The organism is Amycolatopsis sp. NPDC114504, from assembly GCF_055633595.1.
Genome location: NZ_JBVKDU010000003.1, coordinates 1,075,211 through 1,090,002, shown reverse-complemented (window position 1 = coordinate 1,090,002; position 14,792 = coordinate 1,075,211). Strand labels below are relative to the sequence as shown.

Below are 14,792 nucleotides of genomic sequence, written 5' to 3'. Positions count from 1 at the left end.
GTTTTCTGAACACCAAGGCTGATCCTCGCCTCTGTCGACGGTGCGCCGAATCCTTTGTGGCACAAGCACCCACGCGACCGTGAGCTCGGCGAAGACGGAAGACCCGCACCCGTCCTCCGCGCGCGTTCGGCATTGTGAGACCCCCGTGCCATTTCTGTCTTGTCTCTTGCTTCGGGAACGAACGCTGGCTATATACGCCGCCATTGGGAGGCTTGTTACCGCTGTCCGGTACCGGTCACCCGATCAGAGCACAAAGGCAACGAATTGATACATTTCTGCTCCGTGAAATAATCCCACCGGGTATCCGTGAATCCGGAGATCTTGATTCCTTGAGCAAGTTCACCCGATTGTGTCGCGTGACGTCGAATGCGGCGGCGTCCAACCTTTTGTCACAACCGGCGTCGCCTTTTCGGGATCCGGGAACGCCGGTGGTCGCCGGGAGCTGGCAGGATCAGCCCGATGGGGACCGAGGCGCGGGTGCTGCGGACGAGGACGATCCTGCTGTGGGGAGCCGGCCTCCTGGTGATCGCCGCTGTCGCGGCCACCCTGCTGCTCACCCTGCTCGGGGGTGGCCGGCCGGAGGACTCCGCTCGGCTGGATGCCCTCAAGACCGCCGCCAACATCGTCGTCGGGACCGGGGGTGCCGCCGCTCTGCTGCTGGCCGCTCGGCGGCAACGGTCGGCCGAGCTGGACCTTGCCCAGAAGGACCACGATGCCACCGAGCGGCGGATCACCGAGATCTACGGCAAGGCCGCCGACCAGCTGGGCAGTGACAAGGCGCCGGTGCGGCTCGCCGGGCTCTACTCGCTCGAACGGCTGGCCGGCGGGTACGCCGAGCACCGGCAGACCATCGTCAACGTCCTCTGCGCCTACCTGCGGATGCCGTACAAGCACCTCCCGAAGAACGCCGAGGAGCTGCAGGTCCGCAAGGCCGCCCAGCGGATCCTGATGCTGCACCTGCGGCCCGGCTCCGGGGAACGGCCGAACGGTGACTTCTGGCCGGACGTCGACCTCGACTTCTCCGGGGCGACGCTCGTCGGCCTGACCCTCACGCACTGTTCGATCCGGTCGATCGTGTGCTTCGAAACGAAGTTCCTCGAACTGACTTCCTTCCGCGGCTCCGAATTCCGCACGAAAGCGGACTTCAATCAAGCGAACTTCGTCGACCGCGTCGATTTCCGCGGTACCGATTTCGGTGGCAGGCAGGACGGCTTCAACGGCGCCGTTTTCGCAGGTCCGGCCGATTTCGGCACGAAGTCCGAAGCCGGGCTCGCGGGCGCCGAAGCGCAACAGGGCTTTCGCCGGACCTGGCCGGCGGGCTGGGAAGAAAGCCCGATCGCCGACCGGTCGGGTTGGTCACAATTGACACGAAAGGACGATCCGGGGCAACCGGGCGCCCGATAAGATCGTCCGACCAAGGAAAGGTCGCCATTCCTGACCGGGAGGTGAACCGGCGATGATTATCAGACGGGCCGCCCACTGGGCGTCTCCGACCCTTCGGACGGGGTGCCGCGACGTGATCGGCGCCGGGTGGAACCTCCGGGACGGGATGACGGCTCGGCGAGTGGCGGCCCTCGGGCCGGTACCGGTGTAGACGAGCAGCTTGGTGGCTGCCGGCGGTCTCCACCGCACGGTCCGACCTCGCCCTCGCGACCCGGCATCACCGACGCGCACCCGGAGACCGCCCGGGGCCTGCCCCGACGCGGTGCGTGGACACCGTCACCGGTCGGCCGTTTAGGCTGGTGGTCGTGGAGTACGCAGAGCACATCGCAGACCTCGTGGGCAACACCCCCCTGGTCAAGCTGAACTCGTTGACCAAGGGGCTCAAGCCGCTCGTGCTGGCCAAGGTCGAGTACCTGAACCCGGGTGGCTCGGTCAAGGACCGGATCGCGCTGCGCATGATCGAGGCGGCCGAACGCTCCGGCGCGCTGCGCCCCGGCGGCACGATCGTGGAACCGACGTCCGGCAACACCGGCGTCGGGCTGGCCATGGTCGCGCAGCGCAAGGGCTACCAGTGCGTCTTCGTCTGCCCGGACAAGGTCAGCGAAGACAAGCGCAACGTCCTCAAGGCCTACGGCGCCCGCGTCGTGGTGTGCCCGACCGCGGTGGCCCCCGAGCACCCGGACTCCTACTACAACGTCTCCGACCGCCTGGTCCGCGAGATCGACGGCGCCTGGAAGCCCAACCAGTACGCCAACGCGCAGAACCCGGAGAGCCACTACCTCTCCACCGGCCCCGAGCTGTGGAAGCAGACCGACGGGAAGATCACGCACTTCGTCGCGGGTGTCGGCACCGGCGGCACGATCTCCGGCACCGGCCGGTACCTCAAGGAGGTCAGCGACGGCCGCGTGCAGGTGGTCGGCGCCGACCCGGAGGGCTCGGTCTACTCCGGCGGCAGCGGCCGCCCCTACCTGGTCGAGGGCGTCGGCGAGGACTTCTGGCCGGAGACCTATGACCGCAACATCGCCGACGAGATCATCCCGGTCTCCGACGCCGACTCGTTCCAGGTCACCCGGCGGCTCGCGCTGGAGGAGGGCCTGCTGGTCGGCGGCTCCTGCGGTATGGCCGTCGCCGCCGCGCTGAAGCTCGCCGAGCGGCTCACCGAGGACGACGTCGTGGTCGTGCTGCTGCCCGACGGCGGCCGCGGCTACCTGACGAAGGTTTTCAACGACACCTGGATGTCCTCCTACGGCTTCCTGCCGCCCGACTCCTCGGGCGCGACGGTCGCCGACGTGCTCACGAAGAAGAGCGGCTCGCTGCCGTCGCTGGTGCACTCGCACCCGAACGAGACGGTCGCCGAGGCCATCGCGATCCTGGCCGAGTTCGACGTCAGCCAGATGCCCGTGGTCAGCGCGGAGCCGCCGGTGATGGCGGCCGAGGTCGTCGGCGCGGTCAACGAGCGTGACCTGCTCGAAGCGCTGTTCACCGGCAAGGCCCAGCTGGCCGACCGGCTCGACCGGCACATGTCCCCGCCGCTGCCGACGATCGGCGGCGGTGAGCAGGTGGGTGCCGCGATGACGGCGCTCGAGGGTGCCGACGGCGCGCTCGTGCTGGTCGACGGCAAGCCGGCCGGGGTCGTCACCCGGCACGACCTCCTCGGCTTCCTGGCCGGTCGCTGAACAGCGGCTGAGAAGAATCTTAATCGGCGGACCCGGCCGGGGCGTTACGAGCGCCCTGCCGGGTGATCCGATAGCGTAGGGCGCAAATAGAACACTTTCGCGTTCTCGTCAAGGGGGTTCAAGACCCACATGAGTGCACCGCAGCCACCGAACCAGCCGTGGGGTGGCGGCCAGCCACCTCAGGGCCCGCCGAGTGGCCCCCAGCCGCAGCAGGACAACCCGTTCGGCAGCCCGGAACCGACCCAGGTCGTGCAGCCCGCCCAGCCACAGGGCGGTTCCCCGTTCGGGGAGACGCCCGAACCGACCCAGGTCGTCCAGCCGTCTTACCCGGGTGACGGCGGGGCGGGCGCGACCCAGGCGATGCCGCCGGTCGACGCGAACGCGACGCAGATGGTGAACCCGGCCGGCGGCGGCGACGCCCCGGTCGCGGACTCCACGCAGCTGGTTCCGCCGGGCTCCCAGCCGCCGGCGATCCCGTACACCCCGCCGCCGAGCGCGGCCGACAACCCGGCCGCGGCGTTCGGCCAGCAGCCGGGCGGCTACGGCCAGCAGGGCGGCTTCGGCCAGCCGGGGCAGCCGGGTCAGCCCGGCGGGTTCGGGCAGCAGCCGGGCTTCGGCCAGCCGGGGCAGCCCGGCCAGCCGCCGCAGGGCTTCGGCGGTCCCGGGTTCGGTGGCCCCCAGCAGCCCGGCTTCGGTGGTCAGCCGCCGCAGTTCGGCGCGCCGGCGGGTGGCGGCAACGGCCTGTTCGGCTACATCGCCGGCGGCGTCGTCGCGCTGCTGGGCCTGATCGCGCTGATCATCTCGTTCAGCTACATGGGCGACGCGAGCGACTATTCGAAGATCTTCGACCTCGCGCCGGACCAGGCGGCGATCGACAAGGTGCTCGACGCGGCCGGCATCATCGGCCCGGGCCTCGTCTGGTTCTACGTGATCATGATCCTCGTGGGTGCGCTGATCTCCCTCGCCGGCGGCGTCGGGCTGGCGCTCGTGGGCAAGCTGGGCGGGATCAAGAAGTTCGTCCCGATCGCGATCGCCGCGGGTGGTGCGCTCCTCACGGTCTTCGCGCTGCTGCTCAAGATCGGGATGACGCCGAACGCCGAGACGCTCGCGCAGTCGACCGCGTCCGAGAAGGACACGTTCGGCCTCGGGCTCCCGCCGCTGATCATCGGCGTGCTCATCCTCATCGTGGGTGTCCTCGGGCTCATCCCGGCGACGCAGCAGTTCGTCGGCCTCGGTGCCGGCGGTGCCGCGCCGGGCGGGCCGCAGGGCTTCGGCGGACCGCCGCAGGGCGGCTTCGGCGGCCCGCAGCAGCCGGGTGGCTTCGGTCAGCCGGGCCAGCCCGGTCAGCCGGGCGGTTTCGGGCAGCAGCAGGGTGGCTACGGCCAGCCGCCGCAGGGCTTCGGCCAGCCTCCGGGCTACGGCCAGCCGGGCGGGCCCAACCCGTCCAGCGGCGGGTTCCCGCAGCCGTCGAGTGGCGGTTTCCCGCAGCCGGGTCAGCAGCAGCCGGGCGGTTACGGCCAGCCGGGCCAGCCGCCGCAGGGCTACCCGCAGCAGCCGGGGCAGCCGCCGCAGGGCTGGGGCCAGCCCCCGGGCCAGCAGGGTCCGCCCAGTGGCGGGTTCGGCCAGCCCGGTCAGCCGCCGCAACAGCAGCAGTGGTGAACTAGTACACCGCAGCGTGCCCCGGAGCCCATTCGGCTCCGGGGCACGCTGCATTTACAGCCGAATACGCAATTGTCCGAAAAGGACAATTGCGTGGTATCGAAGACCGTGTGGATCGCGTGACAGCATTTCTGCCGCTACCGCATGAAAATGATCTTGGGTTCCGCCGTCCGGCCGAATTCCGTTCTCTTTCGGAGTCACTTCCCCCTTTGCCGACTAGGGTGAACGCCGTAGTCCCGCTCTGCTGATGGGGGAGTTGTGACCGGTCCACGCGGATACCCGGTGGCGCATTCGCATTCGTATTCATCGACTCGTCCGTCCGGAGTAACGGCGATACTCGCTGGCCTGCTCGGACTCGCCGCCGCCGTCGCCGCGGGATATGTGCCGGTGAAGATCTTCCTCGACATGCCCGCCGAATTCAGCCTCGGCGCCCTGCCGGGCTGGGTGCTCGTGGACCTGGCCGCCTACCTCGGTGCCGGGCTCGTGCTCCTGCTGGGCGCGCTGGCGACGTTCTTCCGGGCGACGGCGGGGGCGATCCTGCTCGGCCTCGGTGCGCTGCTGGCCGTCGGGGCGCTGCTGACGGAACCGCTGTCGGTGGGCGTCCCGCTGAGCCGGTTCGCGGACGCGATGTTCACCCACGGCGGCTTCGCGATGGTCGACCGGGTCGGCCTGGCCGGCCTCGCGGTGCTGGTCCTGATCCTGGCGTTCCTGCCGCCGACCTTCCGCTACCTGCGCTACCGCGCGCCGATGATGCCGATGTGGGCGGGCCAGGAGGCCTACTCGTCCCGGAGCTGGTGACCCGCGCCGGTCACCCGTGGTGATCGACCCTATCCTCGCTGCCGTGACCCGAACCGAAGGCCGGACGGCGCTCGCCGCCGCGGCGCTCGCCCTGCTCGGCGGGCTGCTCTACCTGGCGGGGCTCGTCCTGGACGTCGTCGCGCTCGTCCGGTTCCCCGGTGACGCCGGCCGGGTGGTCGTCCACGCGGCCGTGAACCTGGTGCTCGCCTCGACGCTGCTGCCCGGCGGCGTCCTGCTGCTGCGCCGCCGGCCGGCCGGCCGGATCGGCTGCATCGCCGGGAGCTCGGCGGCGCTGCTCGCGACGCTGACGTCCGCGGTCCTCGCCGCCGCCGGGCTGACGTTCGCGGACATCGGCGGGCCCGGCGACCTGGCGATGGGCGGGCTGACCGCGCTGGCACTGGTGGCGCCGCCGGCACTGGTCACGCTGCTGCTCGCGGTGTCCGCGCCGGCCGCCCGGTGGTGCGGTTTTGAGACCCATCCCACCTGACGGGAATGTCGGGGCCTCGCCGTACGCTTAGCCCATGGTGGACGACTACTCCGTACTGGGATTCGAGACTCGCGCGATCCACGCCGGTCAGAAGCCAGACCCCCGCACCGGCGCCGTGATCGTGCCGATCTACCAGACCTCCACCTACGCGCAGGACGGCGTGGGCGGGACCCGCGAGGGCGACTACGAGTACTCGCGCACCGCGAACCCGACCCGCTCGGCGCTGGAGGAGGCGCTGGCCTCGCTGGAAGGCGGCCGGCACGCGCTGGCCTACGCCTCCGGCATGGCGGCCTCCGACGTGGTGCTGCGCAGTACCCTGCGCCCCGGTGACCACCTGGTGCTCGGCAACGACGCGTACGGCGGCACGTTCCGCCTGATCGACAAGGTGCTCAGCCTGTGGGGCGTGGAGCACACCGTCGCCGACCTGGCGAACCTCGACGAGGTGCGCGCCGCCATCCGCCCCGAGACCAAGCTGATCTGGTGCGAGTCGCCGACCAACCCGATGCTCGGCATCGCCGACATCGCCGCGCTGGCCGGGGTCGCGCACGACGCCGGTGCCCGCCTGGTGGTCGACAACACCTTCGCGACGCCGTACCTGCAGAACCCGCTCTCGCTGGGTGCGGACGTCGTGCTGCACTCGACGACGAAGTACCTCGGCGGCCACTCCGACGTCGTCGGCGGCGCGGTGATCACGAACGAGGACGAGCTGCGCGAGCAGCTGTTCTACCTGCGCAACGCCGCGGGCGCGGTGCCCGGCCCGTTCGACGCGTGGCTGACGCTGCGCGGCATCAAGACGCTGGCCCTGCGCATGGAGCGGCACAGCGACAACGCCGAGCTGGTCGTGCAGGCGCTGGTTAAGCACCCGAAGGTCGCGAAGGTCTACTACCCGGGCCTGCCGGAGCACCCGGGCCACGAGACGGCGGCGAAGCAGATGCGCCGCTTCGGCGGGATGGTGTCGTTCAGCCACGCGGACGGCGAGCAGGCGGCGCTGGAGGTGGCGTCCCGCACGAAGCTGTTCATCCTGGCCGAGTCGCTGGGCGGCATCGAGTCGCTGATCGAGCACCCGGGCAAGATGACCCACGCGAGCACGGCGGGCTCGACGCTCCAGGTCCCGGCCGACCTGCTGCGCCTGTCGGTCGGCATCGAAGACGGCCGTGACCTGGTCGCGGACCTGCTGACCGCGCTGGGCTGAGGCCCGGACACAGCAAAACGGCGCCGGAGCTGCTCCGGCGCCGTTTTCGCGTTGCTCAGGGGTTGTAGTTGCCGTGCACGACGCCACCCGACTTCGGGGTGCCCGTCGCGGGCAGGGTCGCGCCGTCGACGCAGCCGCCGACCAGCTCGACGTGGCTGTCGTGGCGGATGTACTGGGCCGGGGAGCCGCACGAGGCGTTGTCCACCGTGAAGTACGCGGCTCCGGTCAGCGCCGCGGCCGAGGCCAGCCCGATGACCAGCGGGACCAGCCCGGCGGACCGGGTGGCGCGACTCCGTCGAGCGGCGTCCGCGTCGTTCCCCCGTGCCATGGTTGCTCCCTGTTTACCGCGTATTGACACGCCAAGGGTACCCGGCTCCCGGTCCGGTCAACCTGTGGAGTTCCTGAGTGGCATAACCTCCGGCCATGGAACTCGTGACCATCGAGCGGATCCAGGCCGCCCGGGAACTCCTACGCGGAGTCACCCGGGTGACGCCGATGGAGCACGCGCGTGACCTGCGCAAGCTCCACGGCGGTCCGGTGCACCTGAAGTGCGAAAACCTGCAGCGCACGGGCTCGTTCAAGATCCGCGGCGCCTACACCCGCATCCACGGCCTCAGCGCGGCCGAACGCGAACGCGGGGTCGTCGCGGCCAGCGCCGGCAACCACGCCCAGGGCGTCGCGCTCGCGTCGTCGCTGCTCGGCGCCAAGTCCACCGTCTTCATGCCGCTGCGGGCGCCGCTGCCGAAGCTGGCCGCCACCCGCGGGTACGGCGCCGACGTCCACCTGCACGGCGCGCTGCTGGAGGAGACCCTCGCCGCGGCGATCGAGTTCGGCGAGCGGACCGGGGCGGTGTTCATCCACCCGTTCGACCACCCGGACGTCATCGCCGGCCAGGGCACCGTCGGCCTCGAGATCCTCGAGCAGGTGCCGGGGGTGAAGACGATCCTGGTCGCGACCGGCGGCGGCGGGCTGGTCGGCGGGGTCGCGTCGGCGGTGAAGGCGGTGCGCCCGGACGTCCGCGTGGTCGGCGTGCAGGCCGAGGACGCGGCGGCGTACCCGCCGTCGCTGGCCAAGGGTTCGCCGGTGCGGCTGGGCTCGACCTCGACGATGGCCGACGGGATCGCGGTCGGCGAGCCGGGCCCGGTCAGCTTCGCCCACGTCGCGTCACTGGTGGACGACGTCGTGACGGTCTCCGAGCAGTCCCTCTCCCGCGCGGTGCTGCTCTGCCTGGAACGCCGCAAGCTGGTCGTCGAACCGGCCGGTGCGGCGCCGGTCGCGGCCTTGCTGCAGCACCCCGGCATCTTCGAGCCCCCGGTGGTCGCGATCCTCTCGGGCGGCAACGTCGACCCGGTGCTGCTCCTGCAGATCATCCAGCACGGCATGACGGCGGGCGGCCGTTACCTGCGCCTGCACCTGCGGGTCCCGGACCGCCCGGGTTCGCTGGTGGGCGTGCTGTCCTGCGTGAGCGAGCTGGGCGCGAACGTGCTCGACGTCGAGCACTCCCGGATCTCCGGCAGCCTCGACCTCGGCGAGGCCGATGTCGTCCTCGCGCTCGAAACCCGCGGTCCCGAGCACTGCAAGGACCTCGAAGTCGCACTGACGAATGCGGGTTACACGGTCGTCTGAGGCTGCTCTCCGGTGATCGCCGCCAGGGCCAGGTCCTTCGCCGGCTCGGGGACGTCGGTCGGCGCGGTGAAGCGGCGGGCCCGGATGTGGGCGACCAGGTCCGGGTCCGGCGGCACCCCGTGCTCACGCAGGTAGTACGCCACCGCGCCGGGCCAGGCCCACGCGCCGTCGGTGCGGAAGTTCATCGGCACCGCGTCCGCCCGGTCCGGCGCGAACGCGTCCGGGCCGTTGCTGCGCGAAGCGAGGATGACGGGCGCCGCGTCGAGGTACGCCAGCACCCGCTCGGCCTCGGCCGGGATCAGCTGCTGACGGCGGACGAGCGGCTTGCCCGACGCGTCGACGCCGTCGTAGATCCGCGGTGTGCGGACCTCGCCGGCGGCGGCCGGCGGGGTCAGCCCGGCACGCTCACGCAGCCAGCCGGGGATGTGCTCGTCGGCCCGCGGGAAGAACCGCAGCTCGTCCTGGAACCCGATCGGCGGCGGCTGCTGCCGGAACGGCGGCTCGAGGTCCGGCCGCACGAAGTCGACGTCGGGTGGCTGCCCGGGCTCGAACACCAGGATCGCGCCCAGCCAGGTGCCGAGGCCGGGCTGGTACATGCCCGACCGCAACACCCCGAGCAGCCGCACGGCCTCGGGGTGCGGCTGCGCCGCCCGGGGCAGCCCGTCCGGCGCTGTCACCAGCAGCTCGGTTTCGACGTGCCGGCCCGCGGCGCGGTACTCGATCCGCAGCTGCCGCCACCCGGGCGGGGCCTGCGCCGTCAGCGCCGCGCCGATCTGCCGGACGATCTCCTGCTGCTGGTCCGGGCGCAGCGGCCCCGGTGGCTGCGTCATGGTCAGGCCCCTTCGGCGCCTTGGCGCAGCCAGTCGGGCGTGCGCCGCTCGGACCGCGGGTAACGGCGCAGCTCTTCGGCGTACGCCTCGGCGGGCGGCCGCTCCTGGAAGCCCGGGTCTTCGGTCGCGTTGAACTGCGCCTTGACCGACTCGGGGAACTTCATTTCGTACGTCAGGCTCACCCACGTGCCCCGGCCGTCGGACAGCGACGCGTCCCGGTGCCGGCGGAGGAGGTCGAGCACCTGCTCCGGCGGGGTCCACGGGTAGACCGTGCCGGTGATCGAGTGGACGACCGCGCCGGACTCCTCGTAGCTGCCGACCGCGCGGTACTGCAGCTGGACGTAGTCCCAGCCCGCGGGCAGGGTGAACTTCAGGTAGTCGGCGACGTTCTTCAGCAGCGCGTTGGGCTCGTCGGGGGTTCGCCTCCCGCCGGGTTCGCCTGTGACGCGCTCCCGGTACCAGTCGGGGATCCACTCGTCGTCGCGGGGGAACGCCTCGAAGTCCTGCTCGTACACCTCCTTCTCGAGCGGTGGGTCCCACAGCGGGTCGAGGTCGAAGTTGTAGGAGACGCGGTACTCGCCGTCCGGCTCGATGACCAACCGCAGCGACAGCCAGGTGCCGCGGCCGCGCACGTACTTCTTGTTCCGCAGCTCGTGCAGCAGCGGGCTGACGTCGGGCGGCGGTTCCATGCGGGTGGCCGCGCCGTCCGGCATCACGACGGCCAGCGCGATCTCCTCGACCGCCACGGTCAGCCGGACGGTCATGTCGATCCGCAGCCAGCCTTCGGGGGCGGCGTCCATCAGCCAGCCGCCGATCCAGCGGACGACCTGGTCCTCGTCCGCCGCCCGGAGATCAGGTCCGGGTGGGGGGTACCACGGGGGCTGGGAGCGGGACATTGCGGAAACTCCTGTAGTTGTAGGTGCGGGTGCCGTCGGGGTGGATTCTCTCGGACATCACGTGCAGGCGGTCGGGGGTCTCGGTGTTCGGCGTCGACGGCTCGTCGGCGTAGACCCGGACCTGCCCGTGGTCCCCGCCCTGACGTTCGAAGGTGCGGCGGTCCGTCTCCATCTGCGCCCAGTTGTGCTCGTTGCCCACGAGGTGGTTCTCGTTGTACTCCTGCGGGGCCATGCCCAGTCGCCCCTGGAGACCGCCTGACCGGTGGTCCGCGGTGTGCCCGCCGCGGTTGACCGTGCTGCCCGGGTGGTCTGCCAGCCCGATGTGGCCGGTGCGTTCCTGCACGTCGGTGTTGACCCGTTTCGTTCCCGGGCTGGTGTAGTCGGGCTCCCAGGAAACCGCCGCGTTGCCGTGCGCGTCGGCGTGGTAGTGCATGTTGTCGGCGCCGATCTCGTACTTGACGCCGCGCACCGGCATGCCCTCGGGCCGCCCGGCGTGCTGGTCGTGCATCGTGTGCTTGTCACCCGTCTCCGGGTTGATCATGCCGCGTTCGTTGTCGTGCCACGTCTTGATGTGCGTGAACTCCGGCGGGTTCTCCCCGTTCGTGTAGAAGGTGCCGTGCCACTGGTCGGTGCCGTCGGGCGCCTTCGAGTAGATCTCGTACCGGCTGTTCGGCTCGAGGTCTTCCCGCGGCGTGGCGCCGAAGGGGCCGTCACCCTTGTGGCCGGGGTCGTAGCCGGTGATCCGGCGTTCGGTCGGCGCCGGGTCGGTCGGCGGGTCGAAGCGGTCGATGTCGAGCTCGGGACGTCCGTCCGCGTCGGTGTGGAACTCGAACTGTCCTTCGCCGGTGTTGACCCGGTAGTCGACGTCGCCGAGCAGGTGGGAGGCGTCCGGGTTGCCGGTCTGGAGCCTCGGGTCCACGTCGCTGCCGACGCGCGTGTTCGGGACGTCGGCGTCGACGTGCGTGATCCGCGGCGGCTGGTCGCCGTTCGTGTAGACGCGGGTGAAGCGGCCGTCCGGGTCGGTGACCTCGTAGCGCGTGTTCGGTTCGAGGTGCCGCGGGTTCGCCGGATCGTAGAACCGTTCGTGCCGCCCGACTGTCACGTCTTCGTGCCGCTTGAACTCCGGTTCCTGCCAGCCGTCCTCGACGTCGTGCATGTCCGGGTGTTCCTTGCCCCGGGCGAGCGCACTGTCGGCGTCGACGTCGTGGGCGTCGCCGTGGTGGCTGTCCGGGGCGAAGCCGTCGTCGCCGGCCCGGTGGGTGGAGCCGTCCGGGTGGTGGGTGTTCCACTCGCCGTCCGGCGGGATCCGCGGACGCATCCGGCCATCCGGGCCGATTTCGTAGTCGGAGGAGAAGACGCGGCCGTGCGAGTCGGTCCACGCCGGCTTCGTCGGCGCCATGACCTCGGTGTCGAGCTCACGCGAAAGCCGGTGCGCGAAGTCGTTCGAGCCGGCGTCACAGCCGATCAGCCGCACCGGGCGGCCGTCGTAGTCACCGTTGCGGCGCAGGATGTCCGCGAACTCTTCGGGCGTGTAGAGGCGGTCGCCGATCCGGGCGTGGCCATCGGGCGTGACGTGCACGTCGACGGTGTAGCGGCCGTCCGGGTCGGGCTGCACGCGGTGCGGCAGATCGCCCATGTCGGGATCGCCGGCGTGGTACGAGCTGCCCGAAGGGGTGCTTTCCGAGTGCCGGGCGTTGACCTCGTCCGGGGTCAGCGGGTCGTCGTGGTGCGGGGGGCCGCCGTCCGGGTCGGCGGGGTTGTGGTCGTGGGGGGCGTTCTCGTGCGGTGCGTTTTCGTGAGGGGCGTGGCTGGGGGTGCCGCCGTCGGTGCCTGGTGGGCGGGTGCCGGGGGCGTGGCCGTTGCCGTCGGCACCCGGTGGGCGGGTGCCGGGCGTGTGGCCGCCGGGGCGGGTGTCGGGGGCGTGCGTGCCGGGGCCGTAGCCGCGGGCCGCGGGGGCGGGTGCGTCCGGCGTGCGCGGGCGTCCCGAGGGCAGGTCGCCGCCGGCGCGGGGCCGGCCGGGTGCGTCGACGTGCGGGGTGTGCGCGCCCGGGCTGCCCGGGGTGCCGGTCCAGCCGCCACCACCGCCGCCGCCGGTGCGCGGGGAGCCACCGCCGAGACCGCCACCGCCGGGGGAGCCACCGCCGGGCGGCATCCCGCCACCACCCATCGGAGCGCCACCCTGCGGCGGAACACCGGGAGCGTCCCCGCCTCGCGGCGACGGGACGGTGCCCGGGTCGCCGGTCCGCGGAGCGGTCGGGGCGGTGCCGCTGGCGGAGGTGGTGCCGTCGGCTCGCGGGGGCGCGGCGCTGCTCGGGGTTTCGGTGCCGGCGTGCGAACCGGGTGCATCGGATCGCACGGCGGGCGAGGAGCCGGAGTGCGTTGGAGCGGGACCGTTGTCGCCCCCGCGGGTGGGCGAGGGGCTGCTGTCACTGGCGTGCGAGGGCGTGTTGTCGCCTGCGCGGGTGGGCGACGGGCTGCTGTCCCCGGCGTGCGACGGCGCGTCGGACCGCGCGGCGGGCGAGGAGCCGGAGTGCGTGGGCGAGGGGGTGCTGTCGCTGCCACGAGTCGGCGAGGGACTGCTGTCCCCGGCGCGGGAAGGCGTGTTGTCGCCCGCGTGCGAGGGAGTGCTGTCGCTGCCGCGCGTGGGAGAGGGACTGCTTTCGCCCGCATGGGAAGGCGTGCTGTCGCTGCCGCGGGTCGGTGACGGGCTCGAATCGCCCGCCCGCGACGGGCTCGAGTCCCCGGTGTGGGAAGGCGAGCCGTCCGAGCGCACCGCCGATGGGCTGCCATCCGGCGAGCCGTCACCGCTGTGCGTCGACGGTGAGCCGTCTCCGTCGGGTGAACGGGAACCGTCTCCGCTTGAACTCCGGCGGGAGGCAGAGTCCGGCGACGAGTCTGTGTTCATCGGGTCGGAACTCGGCGAATCCCCGTCCGTGTGAGCAGGATCGCCGGAATCCGTCGACGAACTCTCGCCGTCGCCACCGTGGGCGCGGGTGTGGACTCCGCCCTCCCCCTTGGGGATCTTGTGGACGAAGCCGCCTTCCTTGACCTTCAGCCCGTCGAGCCCGCTGACCTTGCCCAGTACCTTGCCGAAGACCTTCGCGATCTTCTCGAAGATGTCCACCAGCTTCGACAGCAGCGGCGACACCTTGCGGATCGTGTCGGTGAGCTTCTTCAGCAGCTCACCGATCTTCTTGCCCCACTTGGCGATCGCGGCCGACGCCTGCGCGACGACGACCGGGGTGCCGAAGCCCAGCGAGAAGACTTCCTCCATCACCCACGCGATCAGCTTGCCGACCAGGTCCGCGATCAGCTGCCGCACGGTCTCGCGCACGAACGAGACGACCTGGCCCATGATCATCGTGACCGTGCTGATCGCGCCGGCCACCGTTGCCGCGCCGGAGAGGGCGTCGCTGTGCTCGGCGGCGAACTTGCGGTACGCGTCCGCGCCGTCGCCGGTCCAGCCGGTGGTTCCGTTCTTGACCGCGTTGTCGAAGTCGGTCTTGCGCTCGCCCAAGGCCTTCGAGACGTTGCCCCAAGTGTCCGCATAGGACTGGATCACCGGCGGGTTGCCCGCGAGGGAGTCGAGCATGTCCTTCAGCGGCTGGATGTGCTCCATCAGGAACGACGCCACCGACGACATCAGGTAGCCGAACGGGTCGATCGCCGCACCCGCGATCTCGCCGGCCAGGCTGAGCGCGCCCAGTCCGCCGGAAACCCAGTCGCCGTCCTTGATCCCGTTGAACGCGTCCATCGACGACTCGGCGAGGCCGATGCCGCCGGCCCAGCCGTAGTCACCGTTGCCGGCCGTGAACGCGCCCGGCCCGTCCGGGTCCGCCTTGGCGTCGACGACGAGCGGGTTGCCTTCGGGCATCACGCACCGCCCGTGGACTTGTTCAGGTCGTCGGCCACCCCGGCCTCGTACTTGTGGTACGCCGCCGCGGCTTCGCGGACCTTGCCGGAGACCGCGGTCATCGCCTGCACCGCGTCCTTCAGCGCGTCGATCCCGTACTGCTCCACCGGGTCCAGCATCATCCGGAACGGCTGGCAGAGGATGCCGTACGCGTCGGTCGGCATGCTGACCTGGTTCGCCGCGTCGACGGCCTGCTGCAGCCCGTCACCGATGGCGTCGAGCTGGTGGGCGTGCGCCGTCAGGTCGGTGCTGAGTTCCACATCCGTCATCGG

Annotated in this window: 12 protein-coding genes; 7 read left to right on the top strand and 5 right to left on the bottom strand. The window is 71.4% G+C overall.

Going from position 1 to position 14,792, the window contains the following annotated elements; genetic code table 11:
• Positions 1-459 precede the first annotated feature (459 nt).
• The 6 genes from ACZ7PG_RS26610 (at position 460) to ACZ7PG_RS26585 (ending at position 7,255) form a co-directional block, all read left to right on the top strand.
• Positions 460-1,404: a pentapeptide repeat-containing protein gene (locus tag ACZ7PG_RS26610; protein WP_470241779.1), complete on the top strand. Its 945-nt coding sequence runs from the start codon at positions 460-462 to the stop codon at positions 1,402-1,404.
• Between the two features lie 344 nt (positions 1,405-1,748).
• Positions 1,749-3,119, top strand: coding sequence for a cystathionine beta-synthase (locus ACZ7PG_RS26605; RefSeq protein WP_470241778.1), 1,371 nt, complete (start codon positions 1,749-1,751; stop codon positions 3,117-3,119).
• A 129-nt stretch (positions 3,120-3,248) separates the two neighbouring features.
• A complete protein-coding gene (locus tag ACZ7PG_RS26600) occupies positions 3,249-4,778 on the top strand; it encodes a hypothetical protein (protein ID WP_470241777.1) in 1,530 nt (509 codons plus the stop codon).
• A gap of 387 nt (positions 4,779-5,165) precedes the next feature.
• Positions 5,166-5,576 carry a hypothetical protein gene (locus ACZ7PG_RS26595; RefSeq protein ID WP_470241776.1) on the top strand — a complete coding sequence of 137 codons (411 nt, stop codon included), beginning with the start codon at positions 5,166-5,168 and terminating at the stop codon, positions 5,574-5,576.
• 43 nt (positions 5,577-5,619) lie between these two features.
• Positions 5,620-6,063, top strand: a complete 444-nt coding sequence (locus ACZ7PG_RS26590; protein WP_470241775.1) for a hypothetical protein — start codon at positions 5,620-5,622, stop codon at positions 6,061-6,063.
• Positions 6,064-6,097: 34 nt separating this feature from the next.
• Positions 6,098-7,255: a cystathionine gamma-synthase gene (locus tag ACZ7PG_RS26585; protein WP_470241774.1), complete on the top strand. Its 1,158-nt coding sequence runs from the start codon at positions 6,098-6,100 to the stop codon at positions 7,253-7,255.
• 55 nt (positions 7,256-7,310) lie between these two features.
• On the opposite strand, the gene ACZ7PG_RS26580 is transcribed toward ACZ7PG_RS26585, so the two are convergent.
• Positions 7,311-7,583 carry a hypothetical protein gene (locus tag ACZ7PG_RS26580; RefSeq protein WP_470241773.1) on the bottom strand — a complete coding sequence of 91 codons (273 nt, stop codon included), beginning with the start codon at positions 7,581-7,583 and terminating at the stop codon, positions 7,311-7,313.
• Positions 7,584-7,678: 95 nt separating this feature from the next.
• Here ACZ7PG_RS26580 and ilvA point away from each other — a divergent pair, with 95 nt between their 5' ends.
• On the top strand, positions 7,679-8,881 hold the full coding sequence (gene ilvA, locus ACZ7PG_RS26575) for a threonine ammonia-lyase (RefSeq protein WP_470241772.1): 1,203 nt from the start codon (positions 7,679-7,681) through the stop codon (positions 8,879-8,881).
• Here ilvA and ACZ7PG_RS26570 read toward each other — a convergent pair.
• From ACZ7PG_RS26570 to ACZ7PG_RS26555, 4 genes are read right to left on the bottom strand one after another with little or no spacing between them, the layout of a single operon-like run.
• Positions 8,866-9,711, bottom strand: a complete 846-nt coding sequence (locus tag ACZ7PG_RS26570; RefSeq protein ID WP_470241771.1) for a ferredoxin — start codon at positions 9,709-9,711, stop codon at positions 8,866-8,868. The genes ilvA and ACZ7PG_RS26570 overlap by 16 nt on opposite strands.
• A gap of 2 nt (positions 9,712-9,713) precedes the next feature.
• Positions 9,714-10,607 (bottom strand): hypothetical protein, encoded by an 894-nt coding sequence (locus tag ACZ7PG_RS26565; protein WP_470241770.1) that lies wholly within the window; start codon positions 10,605-10,607, stop codon positions 9,714-9,716.
• Positions 10,564-14,481 carry a hypothetical protein gene (locus tag ACZ7PG_RS26560; protein WP_470241769.1) on the bottom strand — a complete coding sequence of 1,306 codons (3,918 nt, stop codon included), beginning with the start codon at positions 14,479-14,481 and terminating at the stop codon, positions 10,564-10,566. Before ACZ7PG_RS26560 ends, ACZ7PG_RS26565 begins: the two co-directional genes overlap by 44 nt.
• The gene (locus ACZ7PG_RS26555; RefSeq protein WP_470241768.1) at positions 14,481-14,789 is read right to left on the bottom strand and encodes a type VII secretion target; all 309 of its coding nucleotides are present in this window, start codon (positions 14,787-14,789) and stop codon (positions 14,481-14,483) included. Before ACZ7PG_RS26555 ends, ACZ7PG_RS26560 begins: the two co-directional genes overlap by 1 nt.
• Positions 14,790-14,792: the final 3 nt, after the last annotated feature.